This is a genomic window from Streptomyces cahuitamycinicus, from assembly GCF_002891435.1.
Classification (GTDB): domain Bacteria; phylum Actinomycetota; class Actinomycetes; order Streptomycetales; family Streptomycetaceae; genus Streptomyces; species Streptomyces cahuitamycinicus.
The window spans coordinates 11,693-33,114 of record NZ_POUC01000038.1 but is presented as its reverse complement, the minus strand read 5'-3'; the positions used below and the strand labels follow the sequence as shown (position 1 = coordinate 33,114).

Sequence of the window (21,422 nt, the reverse complement as noted above, 5' to 3'; positions counted from 1 at the left end):
CCCACCGCTCCCCTCGTCGCGCTGCCGCGCAATTCCCGCGTAAAAGCGACAACTACGAGCAAGCGCGACGAGTTACGGCACGGGAGCGAGCCGTACGGAGATCACCCGAACCGGTGAGGGGCGTCAACGCCCCTCGGATGTCCGCGTCTTGGGAGGCCTACTTCTCCACCTCGGCGGCGAGCTTGGTGAGCATCGCGTCGTAGATGCGGCCGAGCCCCTTGGGCGCGAAGGTCTTCTCGAAGAAGCCGCCGATGCCGCCGGCGCCGGTCCAGGTGGTGGTCACGACGACCCGGGACGTGCCCTCGCCGGCCGGAGTGACCCGCCAGGTGGTGACCATGGAGGAGTTGCGGTCCTTCTCGACCAGCTCGCCGTCGGTGGGCTCGACGACCTCCAGGAGGCAGTCGCGCACGCGCTTGCTGGTGGCCTGGAGCTTCCAGTGGACGAGGGTACCCTCACCGTCCCCGCCCTCCCGGACCTCGTATTCGCTGAACTGCTCGGGCAGCAGCTTCGCGCGCGTGCCGCTGTAGTCGGCGAGGGCATCGAACACCGTCTCCGCGTCCGCCGCGACGATCCGCTCCGTAGTGGCTTCGACCTGCGCCATCGCTTTCCTCCAGGACCTGGTTGCTCGGGGGTCGGGGCAAGCCAACCACCCCGCTGCCCGGGCCCCCAAATCGGGGTGGCCGAACCGGTCGAACGCGTTCGCAAAACACCCTCGCACGATCAAGGGAACATGTGTTCTATTCTGTGGTCAGTGCTACCGAGGAGGCGTCATGCGCTGGGACAACCTCACAGGGGACTCCGAACACAGCCGGGCCGGTGCCGCGCTGTTCGGCGCGGACGCGGTGACCACGCGTACCTTCGACACGCCGGAGTTCGCGGGCATCACCTTCCACGAGATCCGGGCCCGCTCGATCATCAACCGGGTGCCGGCGGTCTCGCGGATGTCCTTCCAGTGGACGGTCAACCCCTATCGGGGCTGCTCGCACGCGTGCGTGTACTGCTTCGCGCGCAAGACACACAGCTACCTGGACCTCGACACGGGCCTCGGCTTCGACAGCCAGATCGTGGTGAAGGTCAACGCACCGGAGCTGTTGCGCCGGCAGCTCGGCTCGCGCCGCTGGCAGGGCGAGCACATCGCGATGGGCACGAACGTCGACTGCTACCAGCGCGCCGAGGGCCGCTACCGGCTGATGCCGGGCATCATCTCGGCGCTGCGCGACCACGCGAACCCCTTCTCGATCCTCACCAAGGGCACGCTCATCCTGCGCGACCTGGAGCTGATCAAGCAGGCGGCACAGGTGACCGACGTCGGCATCTCCGTGTCGGTCGGTTTCACCGGCCAGGAGCTGTGGCGCACCGTCGAGCCGGGCACGCCCGCGCCCGAGCGGCGTCTCGACGTGGTACGCACCCTGGCCGAACACGGCATCGGCTGCGGGGTGCTGATGGCGCCGGTGATCCCGTTCCTGAGCGACTCGCCCGCCCAACTCCGCGCCACGGTACGGGCGATCGCGGCCTCCGGTGCCACGTCCGTGACACCGCTGGTGCTGCATCTGCGGCCCGGCGCCCGCGAGTGGTTCATGGCCTGGCTGGCGCAGCACCATCCGCACCTGGTGGCCCGCTACGAGCGGTTGTACGCGGAGGGCTCCTACGCCCCGAAGTGGTACCAGCGGCGGATCACCCGTCAGGTGCACGAACTGGCCGAGGAGTACGGTATCGGGCCCACGCGTGCGGGGACGCCGCGGCCGAGCCGGCCCGCCGAGCCGGCCGAAGAGCCGCCCGTCGCCGGACCCACCCAACTCTCGCTCCTCTAGGGCAGTTCGGAACCTGCCCCTTTACGAGCATTCGAGCGCATCCGAAGATCCAATCGGGTCACGAGTTTTACGGAATGAGTTCTTCCGGGACCAGTTTCCGGGACGATGCCGCGAGGACGGCGACCCTCGCGGTCCTTCATCCCGCCGTCCTGGGAGGACTCCATGAGAAAACGCGCAGCCGCGCTGTGCGGCGCCGCCGTCGTCATGGCCGGCACCTTCACGGCCGTTCCCGCAGAGGCGAGCGCTCCAGGCACCCCGAACACCGTCCAGACCGCGAAGCTCAGCTGGAAGAGCTGCGCCACCGAGGACTACCCGACGCTCCAGTGCGCGTCCCTGAAGGTGCCCCTCGACCACCGCAGGCCGCACGGGAAGAAGATCACCCTCGCCCTGTCGCGCGTCCCGCACACGGCCAGGACCTACCAGGGCCCGCTGCTGGTCAACCCCGGCGGCCCCGGCGGCAGCGGACTGACCCTCGCCGGGTTCGTCGCCTCGTCGCTGCCCGCGAAGGTCGCGGCCCAGTACGACGTCATCGGCTTCGACCCGCGCGGCGTGGGTGCGAGCAAGCCCGCTCTGAACTGCAAGCCCGGCCACTTCGGCCCGGTCCGCCCGAACTCGCTGCCGACCACGCCCGCGATCGAGAAGGCCAACCTCGACCGCGCCAGGTCCTTCGCCGCCGCGTGCGGCAAGAAGTACGGACACCTCCTGCCGTACATCAACACCACCAGCGCGGTGCGCGACATGGACGCGATCCGGCAGGCCCTGGGCGCGAAGAAGATCAACTACTTCGGCTACTCGTACGGCACCTACCTCGGCGCGGTCTACGCCAAGTTCTTCCCGCAGCGGGTCCGCCGCCTGGTCCTGGACTCCGTGGTCGACCCGACCGACGTCTGGTATGAGGCCAATCTCAACCAGGACGTGGCCTTCGACGACCGCCACCGCGCCTTCCTGGCGTGGGTCGCCAAGTACGACGCCACGTACAAGCTGGGCACCGATCCGAAGAGGATCGAGGCCAAGTGGTACGCGATGCGCGCGGCCCTCGCCAAGAAGCCGGCGGACGGCACGGTGGGCGCCTCCGAGCTGGAGGACACCTTCATCCCGGGTGGTTACTACAACGGCTACTGGCCGGACCTGGCGGAGGCGTTCGCGGCGTACGTGAACGACAAGGACCCCGAGCCGCTGGTCGAGGCGTACGAGAACTTCGGTGCGGTCGACGCCTCCGGCGACAACGGCTACAGCGTCTACACGTCCGTGCAGTGCCGGGACGCCCATTGGCCGCGCGACTGGCGGCAGTGGCGCAAGGACAACTGGGCGGTGCACGACAAGGCGCCCTTCATGACCTGGAACAACGCCTGGTACAACGCGCCGTGCGCCTTCTGGCCGACGGACACGCTGCGCCCGGTGAACGTGGCCAACGGCAAGCTGCCGCCGGCCCTGCTGTTCCAGGCGACCGGCGACGCGGCCACGCCGTACGAGGGCGCTGTCACCGCGCACCGTCTGCTGGCCCGTTCCAGCCTGGTGGTCGAGGAGGGCGGCGGCAACCACGGCATCACGCTGAGCGGCAACGCCTGCCTGGACAAGCACCTGGCGGCGTACCTGACGGACGGCACCGTGCCGCGCGGCTACGGCGAGGCGGACGCGGTGTGCGAGGCGCTGCCCGACCCGAAGCCCGCTGCGACGACCGCCAAGGCGGCCCCGGCCTCCTCGAACGGCTCGGCGCTGCACGGCCTGCTCGGCTTCCGTCACTGAGCGGCTGACGATCCGTCGGGGGCGGGCCCTGTCAGTGCCATGGTCCACCATGGGCCCATGAGTACTGACGAGGATCTCCGCCCCCGACGGCGAGGCCGCACCGGCAGCGCGGGCCCGCCAGGTCTCGGCTGTGGCGCCATGAGGAGCCTTCGCACACGGGAGATGACGCCCGCCGACTGCGACCGTGTCGCTCAGATCCGCGTCGGCGGCTGGCGCAGCGCCTACCAGGGCCTGATCCCGCAGTCGTACCTGGACGGGCTCAGCGTCGAGGAGGATGCCGAGCGCCATCGCACCCGCCTCTCGCAGGGCGACGGCAGTGTGGTGAATCTGGTCGCCGAGGACGCCGGCGGCGAGCTCGTCGGCTGGGCCTGTCACGGCCCGTACCGGGAGGGCGAAGTCCTCACCAAGGACGCCGAGTTGTACGCCGTCTACGTCCATCCGCAGCATCTGGGGCGGGGCACCGGGCGGGCGCTGCTCGTCCGGTCCGTCGCGGGCTGCTCGGCCGCGGGCCACGGCCGTGTCCTCCTGTGGGTGCTCAAGGGGAACGACCGGGCCCGCCGCTTCTACGAGCGGGCCGGCTTCCGCGCGGACGGCGCGGAGGAGCCCTTCGAGGTGGACGGGGTCGCGGTCCCGGAGGTGCGGTACGCCAGGACGCTCCCCCGCTGACGTCACCGCTGCTTCGGGATCCGCCCCAGCGCCCGCACCGCCGCCTCGGCAAGTGCCGGGTGCGCGAGGGCCTCGTTCAGAACGGGTCGGGCCCGGGTGTCGCCCAGCGCGCCGAGCCCGTCCACACAGGCGAGGGCCACGCGGCGGTAGGGGTCGTGCGGGTGCAGGCGCCGCTGGAGCGTGGTGATCAGCGCGGGCACCGCCTCGGGGGCGCGCAGCTCGACCAGGAGCCGCACCGGCTGCAGGGCGTAGGCGACGCGCAGCTCGTTGGTGGCGAGGGCGGCGGCCGCCCGTGCGGTGCGTGGGTCGCCGAGCCGGGCCAGGGCGTGGGCGGCGGAGGCGCAGCGCGGGGGGTCACGGTGGTTGAGCAGCAGGACCAGGGCCTCGAAGGCCCGCCGGTCCCGCGCGAGCCCCAGCCGGAACGCCGCCAGTTCCCTGGCCCACAGGTGCTGCCCGGGTTCGGTCAGCACCGTCGCCAGGGCGTCGAGGTCGTCGGTCGCCACGAGCCGCTCGAACGCGGGCGGCGCCCCGGACTCCTGCCGTAAGCGCTCCGTGAGTGATCGCAACTCTTCGCTCATGACACAGAGGTTAGGGGTGGCGCGGTTCGCGCGGGACGTACATCACAAAGACGGGGGCTGGCGCGCTCGTTACCCGCCAGTTAAGCTCAGACGAGCGAGTTACCCACTCGCATCCCTCGTGGCGGTCTGGTGACGCGGCCGTCGCGAGAGCAGTCGGTTCGGTACCTCAGGTACCGCAGTACGGCTCGGCCCCGGGACAGAGCCGGTCGGAACAGCCGTTCACCCCGGGCGTGTGCACGCCCGCGGCGCGGCACCGGGCGTGTGCGCTTCGCAGCCCGGCCAACACCCGCACTTCATCACGCACCCGGCGCGCCCGTGGTCCGGCCCCTGCCGGGCCGCCTTCGGCGCACCCGGAGCGCGTTCCCCGTCGTCACCCTCATCCTGGAGTCCCGCGATGGCCACTCCCCTTTCCGACCCGTCCCAGTCCCCGCTGCGGACCGTCGCCGTCGTCGGCCTCGGCACGATGGGCACCGGCATCGCCGAGGTCCTCGCCAAGGCCGGCCGCACGGTCGTCGGCGTCGACGTCAGCGAGGCTCAGGCCGCCCAGTGCGTCGCCACCCTTGAGGCCTCCACGGCCCGCGGCGTCGAGCGCGGCCGGCTGACCGAGCAGGAGCGCGCCGAGATCCTCGGCCGTGTCCGCACCTCCGCCGACCTGCGCACCGCGGCCGACGCCGACCTGGTCATCGAGGTGGCCCCGGAGTCGTACGAGGTCAAGCAGCAGATCTTCCGGGAGCTGGACGGGATCGTGCGCCCGGAGACGATCCTGGCGACCGGTACCAACGCCCTGTCCGTGACCCGGCTGGCCGCCGAGTCGTCCCGCCCCGAGCGGGTGCTGGGCCTGCACTTCTTCAACCCCGCCCCGGCCATGAAGCTGGTCGAGGTCGTCTCCTCGGTGCTGACAGCGCCGGCGGCCGTCACCGCGGTCACCGACCTCGCCCTCGACCTGGGCAAGGAGCCCGTCGCGGTCGGTGACCGCCCCGGATTCGTCGCCGACGGCCTGCTGTTCGGCTACCTCAACCAGGCCGCCGCGATGTACGAGGCCAAGTACGCCTCCCGCGAGGACATCGACGCCGCGATGCGGCTGGGCTGCGGACTGCCCATGGGGCCGCTGGCGCTGCTCGACCTGATCGGCGTCGACACCGCGCGCACGGTCCTGGAGGCCATGTACGCCGCCTCCCGCGACCGGCTGCACGCCCCGGCCCCGATCCTCAAGCAGCTCAGTGAGGCGGGCCTGACCGGCCGTAAGGCGGGGCGCGGCTTCTACACGTACGAGGCGCCGGGCAGCCCGGTCGTCGTGCGGGACGCGCTGACCCCGCTGGAGGGCGGCGACCTGGTTCCCGGCCGGGAGATCCGCTCGGTCGGTGTCGCGGGCTCGGGCACCATGGCCTCCGGGATCGCGGAGGTCTTCGCCAAGGCCGGTTACGAGGTGGTCCTGGCCGCCCGCAGCACGGAGAAGGCGCAGACGGCGAAGGCCCGCATCGGCAAGTCCCTGGCCCGCTCGGTCGACAAGGGCCGGATGACCGCGGAGACCGCCGCCGGGACCCTGGACCGCATCACCGCCACGGGCACCTACGACGACTTCGCCGGTGTCGACCTGGCCGTGGAGGCCGTCGCCGAGGACCTGGAGGTCAAGCGGCAGCTGTTCGCGGCCCTGGACAAGGTCTGCAAGCCGGGCGCGATCCTGGCCACGACGACCTCGTCGCTGCCGGTCGTCGCCTGCGCCCGGGCCACCTCGCGCCCGCAGGACGTGATCGGCATGCACTTCTTCAACCCGGCGCCGGCCATGAAGCTGGTCGAGGTGGTCCGGACGGTGCTGACGGCCGACGACGTCCACGCGACGGTCCGCGAGGTGTGCGGCCGGGTCCGGAAGCACCCGGTCGACTGCGGTGACCGCGCGGGCTTCATCGTGAACGCGCTGCTGTTCCCCTACCTCAACAACGCGATCAAGATGGTGCAGGAGCACTACGCGACGCTCGACGACATCGACGCCGCGATGAAGCTCGGCGGCGGCTACCCGATGGGTCCGTTCGAGCTGCTGGACGTCGTCGGTCTCGACGTCTCGCTCGCCATCGAGAAGGTCCTGCACCGCGAGTTCCGCGACCCGGGGCTCGCTCCGGCGCCGCTGCTGGAGCACCTGGTGGCCGCGGGCTGCCTCGGCCGCAAGACCGGCCGTGGCTTCCGCGAATATGCCAAGCGCTGAGCGTCCCGGCGGCTGGTTCCGGTCCGGCGCCGAGTGGGGTGGCCTGCTCGGTCCGGACCGGTTCCACGAACCAGGCCATGCGCAGCGAGCTGCGCACATGCAGTACGTTCAGGGCATGCCCCAGCCCGCCAAGTCCTCACGTACACCAGCCACGGCCGACGCGCCGGAGAGTGCCGCCGGCTCTCGCGCCGCCGCCCAGCGGCTCAAGATGCGCCGGGAACTGGCGGCCGCCGCGATGGAGCTGTTCGCGACGAAGGGGTACGAGGCGACCACCGTCGACGAGATCGCGGCCCAGGCCGGGGTCGCCCGCCGCACCTTCTTCCGTCACTTCCGCTCCAAGGAAGAGGCGATCTTCCCCGACCACGACGACACCCTGATCCGGGCCGAGGCGGTCCTCAACGCCGCGCCGGCGCACGAGCATCCGCTCGACACGGTGTGCCGTGGCATCAAGGAAGTCATGAGGATGTACGCGGCCCGGCCGGAGATCTCGGTCGCCCGCTACAAGCTGACGCGCGAGGTTCCCACCCTGCGCGAGGCGGAGATCGCGTCGGTGGCCCGCTACGAGCGCCTCTTCACCCGCTACCTCCTCGGCCACTTCGACGAGCGCGCGCACGCCGACGACGCCAACGACGACCCGCTGCTGGCGGAGGTCGCCGCGTCGGCCGTGGTCACCGCCCACAACCACGTGCTGCGGCGCTGGCTGCGCGCGGGCGCCCAGGGGGATGTGGAGGCGCAGCTGGACCACGCCTTCGCGATCGTGCGGAAGACCTTCGGCACGGGCATCGGGGCCGGGCGCTCCTCGGACGCGCAGCCGGCCGCGGCCACGGCCTCCGCGCAGGGCGAAGTGCTGGTGACGGTCGCCCGCACCGACGCGCCCCTGGACGAGGTCATGCGGACGATCGAGCAGGCACTGAAGGAGCGTTGAGCGGCCCGTCGAGGGGCACTGAGCGGCATCTCAAGGGGCACTGAGCGGCTCATGCAGCTGTGATGACGGCCACCCTGCGGGGTGGCCGTTTTGGCATGTCAGGGGCCGTTTTGCAGCCCCCTGAAGGGGCCATTCGATCGATCATCGCTCATTTGTCACGTAAAGATTTCATCTGAGATCAGGTTCTGGCACTCAGTGCCTTGCGAGGTGACACGCGGTGTCATACGTTGAAGGGGTCCGGGCAACGTCCCAGCAAGCTCACCCGCCTGCCAGCCCGGGCGCCTGCGTCACAGGCAACCTCCCGCTCCACCCAGCGCTGCCGAACAGCACAACCGCCGAACCGACGGCACACCCTCAACCCTCAGCAGCACCGACGTAACCATCGGCGCCCCTCCCTCAGGGCGCTCACCGCCGGAGGCAACACCGTGACCGTTAAGGACATCCTGGCCGCGATCCAGTCGCCCGACTCCACGTCGGAGGACTTCGCCGCCCTCCCGCTCCCGGAGTCGTACCGCGCGATCACCGTGCACAAGGACGAGACGGAGATGTTCGCGGGCCTCGAGACCCGCGACAAGGACCCCCGCAAGTCGATCCACCTGGACGAGGTGCCGCTGCCCGAGCTCGGCCCGGGTGAGGCCCTGGTGGCCGTCATGGCCTCGTCGGTCAACTACAACTCGGTGTGGACGTCGATCTTCGAGCCGCTGTCGACCTTCGGCTTCCTGGAGCGCTACGGCCGGCTCAGCGAGCTCACCAAGCGCCACGACCTGCCGTACCACATCATCGGCTCCGACCTCGCGGGCGTCGTCCTGCGCACCGGCCCGGGCGTCAACGCCTGGCGGCCGGGCGACGAGGTCGTCGCGCACTGCCTCTCCGTCGAGCTGGAGTCCAGCGACGGTCACAACGACACGATGCTCGACCCCGAGCAGCGCATCTGGGGCTTCGAGACCAACTTCGGCGGCCTCGCCGAGATCGCGCTGGTCAAGTCCAACCAGCTGATGCCGAAGCCCGACCACCTCAGCTGGGAGGAGGCCGCCGCCCCGGGCCTGGTCAACTCCACCGCCTACCGGCAGCTGGTCTCCCGCAACGGCGCCGGCATGAAGCAGGGCGACAACGTGCTCATCTGGGGCGCGAGCGGCGGACTCGGTTCCTACGCCACCCAGTTCGCGCTGGCCGGCGGCGCCAACCCGATCTGTGTCGTCTCCTCGCCGCAGAAGGCGGAGATCTGCCGCTCGATGGGCGCCGAGGCGATCATCGACCGCAACGCCGAGGGCTACAGGTTCTGGAAGGACGAGAACACCCAGGACCCCAAGGAGTGGAAGCGCTTCGGCAAGCGCATCCGCGAGTTCACCGGCGGTGAGGACATCGACATCGTCTTCGAGCACCCCGGCCGCGAGACCTTCGGCGCGAGCGTCTTCGTCACCCGCAAGGGCGGCACCATCACCACCTGCGCCTCGACCTCGGGCTACATGCACGAGTACGACAACCGATACCTGTGGATGTCGCTGAAGCGCATCATCGGCTCGCACTTCGCGAACTACCGCGAGGCGTGGGAGGCCAACCGGCTCATCGCGAAGGGCAAGATCCACCCGACGCTGTCGAAGGTGTACTCCCTTCAGGACACCGGCCAGGCCGCCTACGACGTGCACCGCAACCTCCACCAGGGCAAGGTCGGCGTGCTGTGCATGGCCCCCGAGGAGGGCCTGGGCGTGCGCGACCACGTCAAGCGCGCCCAGCACATCGACGCCATCAACCGCTTCCGGAACATCTGAGGGCCGCTGGATGACAGAGCGTCAGAAGGACCGTCCGTGGCTCATGCGGACCTACGCCGGTCACTCCACGGCCGAGGCGTCCAACGAGCTGTACCGGCGCAACCTCGCCAAGGGCCAGACGGGTCTGTCGGTGGCGTTCGACCTGCCGACGCAGACGGGCTACGACTCCGACCACGTCCTCGCCCGCGGCGAGGTCGGCAGGGTCGGCGTGCCGATCGCGCACGTCGGTGACATGCGCCGGCTGTTCCAGGACATCCCCCTGGAGCAGATGAACACCTCGATGACGATCAACGCCACCGCCATGTGGCTGCTGGCGCTCTACCAGGTCGTCGCCGAGGAGCAGGGCGCCGACATCACCCAGCTCCAGGGCACGACCCAGAACGACATCGTCAAGGAGTACCTGTCCCGCGGGACGCATGTCTTCCCGCCGGGGCCGAGCCTGCGCCTGACGACGGACATGATCGCGTACACGGTCTCCCACATCCCGAAGTGGAACCCGATCAACATCTGCAGCTACCACCTGCAGGAGGCGGGGGCCACTCCGGTCCAGGAGATCGCGTACGCGATGTCCACCGCGATCGCCGTCCTCGACGCGGTGCGCGACTCCGGCCAGGTGCCGCAGGAGCGCATGGGCGATGTCGTGGCACGCATCTCGTTCTTCGTCAACGCGGGTGTCCGCTTCGTCGAGGAGATGTGCAAGATGCGGGCGTTCGGCCGCATCTGGGACCGCGTCACCCGTGAGCGGTACGGCATCGAGAACCCCAAACAACGCCGCTTCCGCTACGGCGTCCAGGTCAACTCCCTGGGCCTGACGGAGGCGCAGCCGGAGAACAACGTCCAGCGGATCGTGCTGGAGATGCTGGCCGTCACCCTCTCCAAGGACGCCCGCGCGCGTGCCGTGCAACTGCCCGCCTGGAACGAGGCCCTCGGCCTGCCCCGCCCCTGGGACCAGCAGTGGTCGCTGCGCATCCAGCAGGTGCTGGCGTACGAGAGCGATCTGCTGGAGTACGAGGACATCTTCGAGGGCTCGAAGGTGATCGAGGCGAAGGTGGAGGAGCTGGTCGAGGCGTCGTTCGCCGAGATCGACCGCATCCAGGAGATGGGCGGCGCGATGGCGGCCGTCGAGTCCGGCTACCTCAAGTCGCAGCTGGTCGCCTCGCACGCCGAGCGCCGGGGCCGGATCGAGTCCGGTCAGGAGAAGATCATCGGTGTCAACATGTTCGAGGGCACCGAGCCCAACCCGCTGACCGCCGATCTGGACACCGCGATCCAGACGGTGGACCCGGCGGTCGAGGCCCGGGTCATCGCCTCGCTCCAGCAGTGGCGCGACAGCCGCTACCAGCCGCCCTTCAACCACCCGCGGCCCTGCAAGGCGCTGGAGCGGCTGAAGGAGGCCGCGCGCGGCACCGAGAACCTCATGGAGGCCACCCTGGAGTGCGCCCGCGCCGGGGCGACGACCGGCGAGTGGGCCGGGGCCCTGCGCGAGGTGTTCGGCGAGTTCCGGGCCCCCACGGGCGTCTCCTCGGCGCCGGTGGCCGTCCCCGTCGAGGAGGGCAGCACGCTCGCCCGGGTGCGCCGCAAGGTGGACCTCACGGCCAAGGACCTGGGCGTGGGCAAGCTGCGCTTCCTGGTCGGCAAGCCGGGCCTGGACGGGCACTCCAACGGCGCCGAGCAGATCGCGGTCCGCGCGCGCGACGCCGGCTTCGAGGTGGTCTACCAGGGCATCCGGCTGACGCCGGAGCAGATCGTGGACGCGGCCGTCGCCGAGGACGTGCACGCGGTCGGCCTGTCCATCCTGTCCGGCTCGCACGCCCAGCTGGTGCCGGACGTACTCGAACGGCTGCGTGTGGCGGGTGCCACAGACATCCCGGTGATCGCCGGTGGCATCATCCCGAACGGTGATGCCGAGCAGCTCAGGGCAGCCGGAGTGGCCGCGGTCTTCACCCCGAAGGACTTCGACATCACCGGAATCATCGGCCGCATCGTCGACGAGATCCGGAAAGCGAACAAGCTCGACCCCCTGGAGGTCCCCGCATGACCACGCCCGTCAACCGTCTGCGTCCGCGACGCTCCTGCCTCGCGGTCCCCGGAAGCAACCCCCGCTTCCTGGAGAAGGCGCAGGGCCTCCCCGCCGACCAGGTCTTCCTCGACCTGGAGGACGCGTGCGCTCCGCTCGCCAAGCCCGAGGCGCGGCACACCATCGTCAAGTTCCTCAACGAGGGCGACTGGACGGGCAAGACGCGCGTCGTGCGCGTGAACGACTGGACGACCGAGTGGACGTACCGCGATGTCGTCACGGTCGTCGAGGGCGCCGGCCAGAACCTCGACTGCATCATGCTGCCGAAGGTGCAGACGGCCGAGCAGATCGTCGCGCTGGATCTCCTCCTCACCCAGATCGAGAAGACGATGGGCTTCGAGGTCGGCAAGATCGGCATCGAGGCGCAGATCGAGAACGCCCAGGGCCTGAACAACGTCAACGAGATCGCGACGGCCTCCCAGCGCGTCGAGACGATCATCTTCGGCCCGGCCGACTTCATGGCGTCGATTAACATGAAGTCGCTGGTCGTGGGCGAGCAGCCGCCCGGCTACCCGGCGGACGCCTACCACTACATCCTGATGAAGATCCTGATGGCCGCCCGCGCCAACAACCTCCAGGCGATCGACGGCCCCTACCTCCAGATCCGCAACATCGACGGCTACCGCGAGGTCGCCCAGCGCGCCGCCGCGCTCGGCTTCGACGGCAAGTGGGTGCTGCACCCGGGCCAGGTCGAGGCGTCCAACGAGATCTTCTCGCCGTCCCAGGAGGACTACGACCACGCCGAGCTGATCCTGGACGCGTACGACTACTACACCTCCGAGGCCGGCGGCAAGAAGGGCTCGGCGATGCTCGGTGACGAGATGATCGACGAGGCCAGCCGCAAGATGGCCCTGGTCGTCTCCGGCAAGGGACGCGCCGCCGGCATGCGGCGCACCAGCAAGTTCGAGATCCCGGAGGCCTGAGCGCGATGCAGTTCGGACGCACCTACGAGGAGTTCGAGGTCGGGGCGACGTACAAGCACTGGCCGGGGAAGACGGTCACGGAGTACGACGACCACCTGTTCTGTCTCCTCACCATGAACCACCACCCGCTCCACATGGACACGAACTACGCGGAGAAGACGACCGACTTCGGCAAGAACGTCGTCGTGGGCAACTACATCTACTCGCTGCTGCTCGGCATGTCCGTGCCGGACATCTCCGGCAAGGCGATCGCCAACCTGGAGATCGAGTCGCTGAAGCACGTGGCGCCGACCTTCCACGGCGACACGCTCTACGGCCAGACGACCGTGCTCGACAAATGGCCGTCGAAGTCGAAGAACGACCGCGGCATCGTGCACGTCGAGACCAAGGGCTACAAGCAGGACGGCACGCTCGTCTGCGTGTTCCGCCGCAAGGTGATGGTGCCGACCGAGACGTACATCAAGGAGCGCGGCGGCGAGCAGCCCGGCCGCCCGGAGCTGCGAGAGCAGGAGAAGTAGCCATGGCGCGACTCGCCCAGACCGCCGGTCTGACGGACGTCCAGCAGGAGATCCTGGCCACCGTCCGGGACTTCGTGGACAAGGAGATCATTCCGGTCGCCACGGAGCTGGAACACCGCGACGAGTACCCCCAGCAGATCGTGGACGGACTGAAGGAGTTGGGCCTGTTCGGCCTGATGATCCCCGAGGAGTACGGGGGTCTGGGCGAGTCGCTCCTGACCTACGCGCTGTGCGTGGAGGAGATCGCCCGCGGGTGGATGTCGGTGTCCGGCATCATCAACACGCACTTCATCGTGGCGTACATGCTCAAGCAGCACGGCACGCAGGAGCAGAAGGACCACTTCCTGCCGAGGATGGCGGCCGGTGACATCCGGGGCGCGTTCTCGATGTCGGAGCCGGGCCTGGGCTCGGACGTGTCGGCGATCACGTCGAAGGCGGTGCAGGACGGCGAGGAGTACGTCCTCAACGGTCAGAAGATGTGGCTGACGAACGGCGGGACGTCGTCCCTGGTGGCCGTTCTGGTGCGAAGTGACGAAGGTCACCCCGAGGGCACCGCGCCGCACAAGTCGATGACGACCTTCCTCGTCGAGAAGGAGCCGGGTTTCGGCGAGGTCCGCCCCGGCCTCACGATCCCCGGCAAGATCGACAAGATGGGCTACAAGGGGGTCGACACCACCGAGCTCATCATGGATGGCCTGCGGATTCCTGCGAATCGCGTGCTCGGCGGGGTCACCGGCCGTGGTTTCTACCAGATGATGGACGGCGTGGAGGTCGGCCGTGTCAACGTGGCGGCGCGTGGCTGCGGCGTCGCTCAGCGTGCGTTCGAACTGGGCGTCCGGTACGCGCAGCAGCGTCACACCTTCGGGAAGCCGATCGCCCAGCACCAGGCGATCCAGTTCAAGCTGGCCGAGATGGCTACCAAGGTCGAGGCCGCCCATGCGATGATGGTGAACGCAGCACGCAAAAAGGACTCCGGGGAGCGAAACGACCTGGAGGCCGGGATGGCGAAGTACCTCGCCTCCGAGTACTGCAAGGAGGTCGTGGAAGACGCCTTCCGGATCCACGGAGGCTACGGCTTCTCCAAGGAGTACGAGATCGAGCGCCTCTACCGCGAGGCTCCGATGCTGCTCATCGGTGAAGGTACCGCCGAGATCCAGAAAATGATCATCGGCAGGCGGCTGCTCGAAGAGTATCGATTCCAGGGCTAGATGTCCGGATACGGGGTGTTTTCTTGGAGAAGAAGATCACACCCCGTCAGCACTCTTCTGCCGCCGACTCGGCTGCCTGGCTTACCCAGTTACGGCCCCGAGCCGCTACGATCGCCGGAAAGCCGCCGTCCCCCGTCAGAGTGCGGCATCATCCGCTACGAAGGTCATCCATGCCCCACAGCCAAACCTCTGCATCTCGCGACAGCCGGGCCGGCGTACGCCTCGCGCGCGGAGCATCGCCGTGGCTCCTTCCGACCGTCGCCACCGCAGCCCTCAGCCTGGCCCGGGCCCGCCGCTCCGGCGCGGCCAAGGCCGTCGCCGTTCCCGCCACCGCGCTCGCGGCGGGAATGCTGTGGTTCTTCCGCGACCCCGAGCGCGAGATCACCCAGGGCCGGGTCATCTCGCCCGCCGACGGTGTGGTGCAGAGCATCATGCCGTGGAAGGACGGCCGCACCCGCGTCGCGATCTTCATGAGCCCGCTCAACGTCCACGTCAACCGCGCGCCGCTGGCCGGCACGGTGACGTCGGTGGAGCACGTACCCGGTGGCTTCGTTCCCGCCTTCAACAAGGAGAGCGAGAACAACGAGCGGGTTGTCTGGCACTTCGACACCGAGCTCGGCGACATCGAGATGATCCAGATCGCCGGCGCGGTGGCCCGCCGCATCGTCCCCTATCTGCCCCAGGGCACGAAGGTGGAGCAGGGCGAGCGGATCGGCCTGATCCGCTTTGGCTCGCGTGTCGACCTGTACCTGCCGGAGGGCGTGGAGATCGCGGTCGAGGTCGGTCAGAAGACGGTGGCTGGGGTGACTCGCATTGACCGTGATTGATCCTGATACCAAGGCCGGGTGGGTCCCGGAGGCCGACGAGGTCGACGAGGAAGAGGAGATGCCCCTCTCCCTCCGTCTGTCGATAGCGGACACCCTGACCCTCGGCAACGCCACGTGCGGCTTCATGGCGGTGTACTTCACCACCACCGGCATCCTGATCCCGCACCTCACGGGCAGCCAGGAGACCGGGATGGCCCGCCACAGCGCGGCCACGGCGGTCATCCTCATGCTCTGCGCGGCGGTCTTCGACCTCTTCGACGGCCTGGTGGCGCGCAAGCTGCGCTCCTCCCCCATGGGCGCGGAGCTGGACAACCTGTCCGACCTGATCAGCTTCGGCCTGGCACCGGCGTACTTCGTCCTCGTCTACGGCATGGTCGCGAACGACGCCCACCAGCGGGTGGCGGCGGTCGGGGCGATCGTGGTGCTGCTGGCGGTGGTGCTGCGGCTTGCGCGGTTCTCGTGCGTGACGGTGAAGGACGGCACGTTCCAGGGCATGCCCTCGCCGTTCGGTGCACTGACGGTCGTCGCGATCGTGCTGCTCGAGCTGCCGTTCGAGGCCACGCTGCTGGCGATCGTGGGGACGGCGTGGCTGATGGTGAGCCGGGTCGAGTACCCGAAGCCCCGTGGCTGGCTCGCGGTGGCGATGCTGATCTGGATCGTCCTGTCCATGGGTCTGCTGGCGGCATGGGCCTTCGGCGCGCCCGGCGGACAGCTCCTCCTGCAGACGGGGTGCGCGCTCCAGCTGGTCACGGGGGCGGTGATTCCGCTGTTCGCGACGGCTCGGCGGGTGAACAACTTCCGCGACAACCGCCGCGAGGCACGGGCGGCGCAGCTCCCGTAGCGACCGGCAGCTTCCGTAGCGACCGTACGACGATGAAGGGCCCCGAGCCGATGATGGCTCGGGGCCTTCTTCGTGCCTGCGGCGGCGGGAACCGCCCGGATCAGGTCAGGAAGTCCCTGGCGATGCGTTCCGCGACCCGTTCCAGGATCGGGCCCGCCTCGGCGATGCACTTCGCCACGTCCGGCTCGGCGTCCGTCAGGGGGTAGGCCCGGCGGAATCCGGCGCGGCCCAGAACCTGGGGCGGCAGGGCGAGGCGTCCGCAGACCGCCACGACGTCCTTGTCCGCGGCACGGGCCGCGGCGGCGACACCCGCCGGGGCCTTGCCGTGCAGGGTCTGCTCGTCGAGGGAGCCCTCGCCGGTGATGACCAGGTCGGCACGGTCCAGGGCGGGTGCGAAGCCCAGGACGTCGAGCATGACCTCGATACCGGGGCGGAACCGGGCGCCCAGCAGCAGGGCGCCGTAGCCGATGCCGCCCGCCGCGCCCGCACCCGGCGACGCCGCGTACTCCGCGGCCTTCGGGCCGGCCGGGCCCTGGAGCACCTTCGCGAAGTGCGCGAGGGCGGCGTCCAGGGTCGCCACGTCCTCGGGGGAGGCGCCCTTCTGGGGGCCGTAGACCGCCGGTGCGCCCTTCGGGCCGGTCAGGGGGTTGTCGACGTCGCTCGCGAGCACCAGCTCGATCTCGGCGAGTCGCGGGTCGAGTCCCGACAGGTCGGCGGTGGCCAGTACGGCGAGTCCGCCGCCGCCCGGAGGCACCGGCTCCCCGGCGGCGTCCAGGAACCGGGCGCCGAGCGCCGCCAGCATCCCGGCTCCGCCGTCGGTGGTGGCGCTGCCGCCGACCCCGAAGACGATCGTGCGGGCGCCCGCGTCCAGGGCGGCCCGCAGCAGCTCGCCGGAGCCGTACGTGGACGCCGTGAGCGGGGCGAAGACCCCGGCGGGCAGCCGCTGCAGCCCGCTCGCCTCGGCCATCTCCACGACCGCGGTGCCGTCGCGCAGCGCGAACGCCGCCGTCACCTCGTCGCCGAGGGGGCCGGCGACCCGTGCCTCCCGGCGCTGGAACCCGGCCGCGACCGCCGCGGCCACGGTCCCGTCGCCGCCGTCGGCCACCGGAAGCGCCTCGACCTCCAGGTCCGGCAGGACCCGGCGCAGCCCGGCCGTGACCCGCTCGGCGACCTCCACGGCCGTCAGCGACCCCTTGAACTTGTCCGCGGCGACGAGCACCCGCTGTGCCTTCCGGGTGTCGCTCACTGCAGCCTCCGCCACTTGCACTCCCCTTGCTCTCCGGGCCCTCACGCACGTCAAGGCCAGTCGCGCCGCTGTGACCTTAACCGCAGGACGGCCCTGGCGTCAGCACGTGCCCAGCCCCTGGACCGAGGCTCCTGGGGGCGCTGGGAACTGCGCGACCGGCCACGACGGCCCCGCAGCCGCGAACGCACCACACACCCGACCCCGTAGGCACCTCGCGAAACGGGTAGACACCCGTCATGGGCCCCGCACACACGGACACAGATCTCACCGACCGCATCCTCGGCGGATGGACGGGCCGCATCGCGGGAAACATGCTGGGCAAGCCGGTCGAGCAGGGCGAGCTCTGGACGCGCGACCGCATCGACCGCTACCTCCGGCAGGCCGACGCACTGCCGCTGACCGACTACCTGCCCGAGCCGATCAGCGAACACGACGGCTTCGAGCTGCGTCCCGAGTGGCGCCGGTGCGTCCGCGGCCGCATCCACGGCAGCTGCCGTGACGACGACGTCGACTACGCGATCCTCGGCCTCGACCTGCTGGAGACCCACGGCTTCGGATTCAGCACCGAGCAGGTCGGCGACCTGTGGCTGCTGCGGCTGCCGTATCTGCAGACGTTCACCGCCGAGCGGGCCGCCTACCGCAACCTCGCGAGCGGGCTGAAGCCGCCGCTGACGGCGACGTACGACAACCCGTACCAGGAGTGGATCGGCGCCCTCATCCGCGCCGACATCTTCGGCTGGACCTGCCCCGGCGTCCCGCGCCGGGCCGCCCAGCTCGCCCGGCGGGACGCGGTGCTGTCGCACACCGGGAACGGGGTCTACGGGGCGATGTGGGCGGCGGCGCTGATCGCGGCGGCGTTCACGGCGCCCACCGTGCGGCACGCCGTCGACGACGCCCTGGCCGTGATCCCGGCGAGCAGCCGCCTCGCCCGCACGGTGCGCCGGGTGGTCTCCCTGCACGACACCCGGATGTCCTGGGAGGACACGCTCACCACGGTCGCCGAGGAGACCACCGGCATGGGGTGGATCCACACCGTCCCGAACGCGGCCGTCCTCACCGCCGGGCTGCTGTACGGCGACGGTGACTTCACCCGCACCATCACCCTGACCGTCCGCGGGGGCCTGGACACCGACTCCAACGGCGCCACCGCCGGTTCGGTGGCCGGCGTGTTCGGCGGGGCGGCGGCCATCCCCGACCAGTGGAAGGCCCCGCTGGAGGACACGGTCCGCAGCGCGGTGTTCGGCTTCGACCGCGTGCGGATCAGCGAACTGGCGCAACGGACGCTGCGGCTGGCGGAAGCGGCGATCTGATGCGGAGGTGAGGCGGGATGCGGTGGTTACCCTGCACCGGTGACTTCCTCTTCTGACTACGCCACCTACATCGCCTCCCTGCCCCGCGTCCTGGCCGGTGCCGCCGTGCTGTTCCAGGACGGCGAGGGCCGGGTGCTGCTCGTCGAGCCCAACTACCGGGAGGGCTGGACGCTGCCCGGCGGCACGATCGAGTCCGACGACGGCGAGACCCCGCGGCAGGGGGCACGGCGCGAGGCGGCGGAGGAGATCGGCCTGGACCGGGAACTCGGCCGGCTGCTGACGGTGGACTGGGTGCACGGCACGGGTCGTCCGCCGCTGGTGGCGTACGTGTACGACGGCGGGGTGCTCAGCGAGGACGACATCAAGGCGATCCGCCTCCAGGAGGAGGAACTGCTGTCCTGGCGGCTGGTCCCGCGCGAGGAGCTGGCCGACTGTCTGCCGGGCGCCCACAGCCGTCGTGTCCTGACCGCCCTCGACGTCCTGGCCGAGGGCTCGGGCACGGCGGAGCTGGAGAACGGGCACCGGGTGTTCTGACCGGCGACGGCGCCCGTCGATCATCGTCGACGCCGAGCCGACCCCGTACGACGACCGTGCCGACGACGTCGTCCGGGGTCCCACCGGCACGGCGCTGCCGGAGCTGCTGCGCGGCCTCACCGCCGAAGCGGGCCAGGAGCAGGTCCGCCCGGCGCGTGACATCAGAAGAGCGAGGCTCCGCGTTCGAAGTCCAGCAGGCGCTGCTTGCGCTCCAGGCCGCCGCCGTACCCCGTCAGGCCGCCGTTCGCCCCGATCACCCGATGGCACGGCACGATGATGCCGATGGGATTGCGGCCGTTGGCGAGGCCGACCGCGCGGGAGGCGGTGGGGCTGCCGAGGAGGCCGGCCAGCCTGCCGTAGGTGCGGGTCTCGCCGTACGGGATGCGGCGCAGGGCGTCCCAGACCGTGCGCTGGAACGGGGTGCCGTGCAGGCGGAGTTCGACCGTGAACTCCTTCAGCTCGCCCGCGAAGTAGGCCTTCAGCTGCTCCTCCGTCTCGGCGAAGAGGGTGTCGTCGCGGGTGCCGAAGGTCTCCTCGGGCGGGCGGTGACGCTGGTCGGTCATGTACAGGCCGCACAGGACACCGTCGTCGGCGACGAGAGTGAGCGGGCCGTAGGGGCTGTCGGTCACGTTGTGCTGCTTCATCGGAAGGTCCCTATACCGGAAGGAAGTTGATCGGGTGGCTGTCGGTCGCCCAGAGGTACTGGACCGCGTAGGCCCGCCAGGGGCGCCAGACTCCGGCGCGGGCGGTGAGCGCGGCGGGAGTGGACGGCAGGCCCAGTTCCCGGGCCGCGCGGCGGATACCGAGGTCGGTGGGGAGGAAGGCGTCGGGGTCGCCGAGCGCGCGCATGGCGATGACGTCCACCGTCCAGGGGCCGAAGCCGGGCAGGGCCAGGAGCCGCTCTTGGGTGCGGGGCCAGTCGCTCTCCACGCCGAGGTGGAGGTCGCCGTCGGCGAGGGCACGGACCAGGGTGGTGAAGGTCGTGCGGCGGGTGCGCGGCATCGCCAGGGTCCCGGGGTCGAGCGCCGCGAGGGCCTCGGGGGCCGGGAAGAGGTGCGTGAGGCCGCCCTCGGGGTCCTCGACCGGTTCGCCGTACGCCGTGACCAGGCGGGCCGCGTGGGTGCGGGCGGCGGCGGTGGAGACCTGCTGGCCGAGCACGGCCCGGACGGCGAACTCGGCCTCGTCGACCGTGCGCGGCACGCGCCGGCCGGGCGCCTTGTCGACCAGCGGCGCCAGCACCGGGTCCGTGCGGAGCTGGTCGTCGATGGCCACCGGGTCGGCGTCCAGGTCGAGCAGGCGGCGGCAGCGGCTGATGGCGACGGTCAGATCGCGCAGGTCGCTGAGGGTGAGGCGGCAGGCGATGTGGTCCGGGCCGGGGGTGAGGGCCACGACGCCGTGACCGTACGGGAGGCGCAGGGTGCGGCGGTAGGAGCCGTCGCGCCACTCCTCCACGCCGGGTACGGCCGTCGCGGCGAGGTGGCCGAAGAGGTTGTCGGGGTTGAGCGGGGCGCGGAACGGCAGCCGCAGGGACAGTGCGCCGGGGGTGCTCGTGCCCTGCCGCTTCGGGGCGCGGGCGCGCAGTTCCCCCGGGGGCAGGGCGAAGACCTCACGGACCGTGTCGTTGAAGGTACGGATGGAGGCGAAGCCGGCGGCGAAGGCGATCTGCGCCATGGGCAGGGCGGTCGTCTCGATGAGCAGCCGGGCCGTCTGGGCGCGCTGCGCGCGGGCGAGCGCGAGTGGGCCGGCGCCCAGTTCGGCGAGGAGCTGCCGCTCGACCTGCCGCGTGCTGTAGCCGAGCCGGCCTGCGAGGCCGGGCACGCCCTCGCGGTCCACGACCCCGTCGGCGATCAGCCGCATGGCACGGGCCACGAGGTCGGCGCGCTGGTTCCATTCCGGGGATCCGGGGCTGGTGTCGGGCCGGCAGCGTTTGCAGGCCCGGAACCCGGCCTGCTGGCAGGCCGCCGCGCTGGGGTGGAAGACCATGTTCTCCGGCTTGGGCGGCACCACCGGGCAGCTGGGACGGCAGTAGATGCCGGTGGTCAGGACGGCCGTGAAGAACCAGCCGTCGAAGCGTGCGTCCTTCGACCGTACGGCGCGCACGCAGCGCTCGGTGTCGGTGTGCATCCCCGTCTGCATGAGTCCAGCATCCGGCACCGGGCGGCACGGGGCTGGCGAGAATCCGACATCGACGTGCGGGCCCGGCACCGCCTCACGGGCACAGATGAAGATTCATTCATGTGTTC

The 21,422-nt window shown here is 70.6% G+C and carries 19 protein-coding genes and 1 pseudogene; 15 read left to right on the top strand and 5 right to left on the bottom strand.

What is annotated here, in order from left to right; translation table 11 throughout:
- Positions 1 to 157 precede the first annotated feature (157 nt).
- Entirely contained in the window at positions 158 to 601 is a 444-nt protein-coding gene (locus C1J00_RS08100; RefSeq protein WP_102908346.1) for an SRPBCC family protein, read from the bottom strand.
- A gap of 169 nt (positions 602 to 770) precedes the next feature.
- Between C1J00_RS08100 and C1J00_RS08095 the strand changes: the two genes are divergently transcribed.
- From C1J00_RS08095 to C1J00_RS08085, 3 genes are all read left to right on the top strand, one after another.
- On the top strand, positions 771 to 1,811 hold the full coding sequence (locus C1J00_RS08095; RefSeq protein ID WP_102908345.1) for an Rv2578c family radical SAM protein: 1,041 nt from the start codon (positions 771 to 773) through the stop codon (positions 1,809 to 1,811).
- A gap of 162 nt (positions 1,812 to 1,973) precedes the next feature.
- A complete protein-coding gene (locus tag C1J00_RS08090; protein ID WP_102908344.1) occupies positions 1,974 to 3,557 on the top strand; it encodes an alpha/beta hydrolase in 1,584 nt (527 codons plus the stop codon).
- A gap of 162 nt (positions 3,558 to 3,719) precedes the next feature.
- Positions 3,720 to 4,223 (top strand): GNAT family N-acetyltransferase, encoded by a 504-nt coding sequence (locus C1J00_RS08085; protein WP_102908343.1) that lies wholly within the window; start codon positions 3,720 to 3,722, stop codon positions 4,221 to 4,223.
- Positions 4,224 to 4,225: 2 nt separating this feature from the next.
- Here C1J00_RS08085 and C1J00_RS08080 read toward each other — a convergent pair whose 3' ends face one another.
- The gene (locus tag C1J00_RS08080; RefSeq protein ID WP_102908342.1) at positions 4,226 to 4,801 is read right to left on the bottom strand and encodes an adenylosuccinate lyase; all 576 of its coding nucleotides are present in this window, start codon (positions 4,799 to 4,801) and stop codon (positions 4,226 to 4,228) included.
- A 394-nt stretch (positions 4,802 to 5,195) separates the two neighbouring features.
- Here C1J00_RS08080 and C1J00_RS08075 point away from each other — a divergent pair, with 394 nt between their 5' ends.
- The 9 genes from C1J00_RS08075 to pssA all read left to right on the top strand — a co-directional run bounded on the left by C1J00_RS08075 (position 5,196) and on the right by pssA (position 16,089).
- Positions 5,196 to 7,001 (top strand): 3-hydroxyacyl-CoA dehydrogenase family protein, encoded by a 1,806-nt coding sequence (locus tag C1J00_RS08075; protein WP_102908341.1) that lies wholly within the window; start codon positions 5,196 to 5,198, stop codon positions 6,999 to 7,001.
- 115 nt (positions 7,002 to 7,116) lie between these two features.
- Positions 7,117 to 7,926, top strand: coding sequence for a TetR family transcriptional regulator (locus C1J00_RS08070; RefSeq protein WP_245936256.1), 810 nt, complete (start codon positions 7,117 to 7,119; stop codon positions 7,924 to 7,926).
- 425 nt (positions 7,927 to 8,351) lie between these two features.
- Positions 8,352 to 9,695, top strand: coding sequence for a crotonyl-CoA carboxylase/reductase (gene ccrA / locus C1J00_RS08065; RefSeq protein ID WP_102908339.1), 1,344 nt, complete (start codon positions 8,352 to 8,354; stop codon positions 9,693 to 9,695).
- A 10-nt stretch (positions 9,696 to 9,705) separates the two neighbouring features.
- Positions 9,706 to 11,733, top strand: a complete 2,028-nt coding sequence (locus tag C1J00_RS08060; RefSeq protein WP_102908338.1) for a protein meaA — start codon at positions 9,706 to 9,708, stop codon at positions 11,731 to 11,733.
- A complete protein-coding gene (locus C1J00_RS08055) occupies positions 11,730 to 12,695 on the top strand; it encodes an HpcH/HpaI aldolase/citrate lyase family protein (protein WP_102908337.1) in 966 nt (321 codons plus the stop codon). Before C1J00_RS08060 ends, C1J00_RS08055 begins: the two co-directional genes overlap by 4 nt.
- A gap of 5 nt (positions 12,696 to 12,700) precedes the next feature.
- Complete coding sequence (locus C1J00_RS08050) at positions 12,701 to 13,213, top strand: MaoC family dehydratase (RefSeq protein WP_102908336.1); 513 nt, start codon at positions 12,701 to 12,703, stop codon at positions 13,211 to 13,213.
- A 2-nt stretch (positions 13,214 to 13,215) separates the two neighbouring features.
- Positions 13,216 to 14,421 carry an acyl-CoA dehydrogenase family protein gene (locus C1J00_RS08045; protein WP_102908335.1) on the top strand — a complete coding sequence of 402 codons (1,206 nt, stop codon included), beginning with the start codon at positions 13,216 to 13,218 and terminating at the stop codon, positions 14,419 to 14,421.
- A 170-nt stretch (positions 14,422 to 14,591) separates the two neighbouring features.
- The gene (locus C1J00_RS08040; protein ID WP_102908334.1) at positions 14,592 to 15,248 is read left to right on the top strand and encodes a phosphatidylserine decarboxylase; all 657 of its coding nucleotides are present in this window, start codon (positions 14,592 to 14,594) and stop codon (positions 15,246 to 15,248) included.
- 58 nt (positions 15,249 to 15,306) lie between these two features.
- Positions 15,307 to 16,089 (top strand): CDP-diacylglycerol--serine O-phosphatidyltransferase, encoded by a 783-nt coding sequence (gene pssA / locus C1J00_RS08035; protein WP_037667928.1) that lies wholly within the window; start codon positions 15,307 to 15,309, stop codon positions 16,087 to 16,089.
- A gap of 100 nt (positions 16,090 to 16,189) precedes the next feature.
- Here pssA and C1J00_RS08030 read toward each other — a convergent pair whose 3' ends face one another.
- Positions 16,190 to 17,308: a glycerate kinase gene (locus C1J00_RS08030; protein WP_102908348.1), complete on the bottom strand. Its 1,119-nt coding sequence runs from the start codon at positions 17,306 to 17,308 to the stop codon at positions 16,190 to 16,192.
- Between the two features lie 263 nt (positions 17,309 to 17,571).
- Between C1J00_RS08030 and C1J00_RS08025 the strand changes: the two genes are divergently transcribed.
- The 3 genes and pseudogenes from C1J00_RS08025 to C1J00_RS46520 all read left to right on the top strand — a co-directional run.
- Positions 17,572 to 18,645, top strand: a complete 1,074-nt coding sequence (locus C1J00_RS08025; RefSeq protein WP_102908333.1) for an ADP-ribosylglycohydrolase family protein — start codon at positions 17,572 to 17,574, stop codon at positions 18,643 to 18,645.
- A 39-nt stretch (positions 18,646 to 18,684) separates the two neighbouring features.
- Positions 18,685 to 19,179: an NUDIX domain-containing protein gene (locus C1J00_RS08020; RefSeq protein ID WP_102908332.1), complete on the top strand. Its 495-nt coding sequence runs from the start codon at positions 18,685 to 18,687 to the stop codon at positions 19,177 to 19,179.
- A gap of 19 nt (positions 19,180 to 19,198) precedes the next feature.
- Positions 19,199 to 19,303, top strand: a pseudogene (locus tag C1J00_RS46520) (NAD-dependent deacetylase); the annotation flags it as partial.
- A 37-nt stretch (positions 19,304 to 19,340) separates the two neighbouring features.
- Here the strand turns inward: C1J00_RS46520 and C1J00_RS08010 are convergent.
- Both C1J00_RS08010 and C1J00_RS08005 read right to left on the bottom strand, forming a co-directional pair.
- Positions 19,341 to 19,823 carry a methylated-DNA--[protein]-cysteine S-methyltransferase gene (locus tag C1J00_RS08010; protein WP_102908331.1) on the bottom strand — a complete coding sequence of 161 codons (483 nt, stop codon included), beginning with the start codon at positions 19,821 to 19,823 and terminating at the stop codon, positions 19,341 to 19,343.
- Between the two features lie 10 nt (positions 19,824 to 19,833).
- Entirely contained in the window at positions 19,834 to 21,315 is a 1,482-nt protein-coding gene (locus C1J00_RS08005) for an AlkA N-terminal domain-containing protein (protein WP_281262748.1), read from the bottom strand.
- Between the last annotated feature and the right edge of the window lie 107 nt (positions 21,316 to 21,422).

Coding starts and splice junctions, on each gene's coding strand:
- C1J00_RS08050 (WP_102908336.1), top strand. CDS start 12,701: ATGCAGTTCGGACGCACCTACGAGGAGTTCGAGGTCGGGGCGACGTAC.
- C1J00_RS08010 (WP_102908331.1), bottom strand. CDS start 19,823: ATGAAGCAGCACAACGTGACCGACAGCCCCTACGGCCCGCTCACTCTC.
- C1J00_RS08055 (WP_102908337.1), top strand. CDS start 11,730: ATGACCACGCCCGTCAACCGTCTGCGTCCGCGACGCTCCTGCCTCGCG.
- C1J00_RS08040 (WP_102908334.1), top strand. CDS start 14,592: ATGCCCCACAGCCAAACCTCTGCATCTCGCGACAGCCGGGCCGGCGTA.
- C1J00_RS08100 (WP_102908346.1), bottom strand. CDS start 601: ATGGCGCAGGTCGAAGCCACTACGGAGCGGATCGTCGCGGCGGACGCG.
- C1J00_RS08095 (WP_102908345.1), top strand. CDS start 771: ATGCGCTGGGACAACCTCACAGGGGACTCCGAACACAGCCGGGCCGGT.
- C1J00_RS08060 (WP_102908338.1), top strand. CDS start 9,706: ATGACAGAGCGTCAGAAGGACCGTCCGTGGCTCATGCGGACCTACGCC.
- C1J00_RS08090 (WP_102908344.1), top strand. CDS start 1,974: ATGAGAAAACGCGCAGCCGCGCTGTGCGGCGCCGCCGTCGTCATGGCC.
- pssA (WP_037667928.1), top strand. CDS start 15,307: ATGCCCCTCTCCCTCCGTCTGTCGATAGCGGACACCCTGACCCTCGGC.
- C1J00_RS08025 (WP_102908333.1), top strand. CDS start 17,572: ATGGGCCCCGCACACACGGACACAGATCTCACCGACCGCATCCTCGGC.
- C1J00_RS08045 (WP_102908335.1), top strand. CDS start 13,216: ATGGCGCGACTCGCCCAGACCGCCGGTCTGACGGACGTCCAGCAGGAG.
- C1J00_RS08005 (WP_281262748.1), bottom strand. CDS start 21,315: ATGCAGACGGGGATGCACACCGACACCGAGCGCTGCGTGCGCGCCGTA.
- C1J00_RS08080 (WP_102908342.1), bottom strand. CDS start 4,801: ATGAGCGAAGAGTTGCGATCACTCACGGAGCGCTTACGGCAGGAGTCC.
- C1J00_RS08075 (WP_102908341.1), top strand. CDS start 5,196: ATGGCCACTCCCCTTTCCGACCCGTCCCAGTCCCCGCTGCGGACCGTC.
- C1J00_RS08085 (WP_102908343.1), top strand. CDS start 3,720: ATGACGCCCGCCGACTGCGACCGTGTCGCTCAGATCCGCGTCGGCGGC.
- C1J00_RS08070 (WP_245936256.1), top strand. CDS start 7,117: ATGCCCCAGCCCGCCAAGTCCTCACGTACACCAGCCACGGCCGACGCG.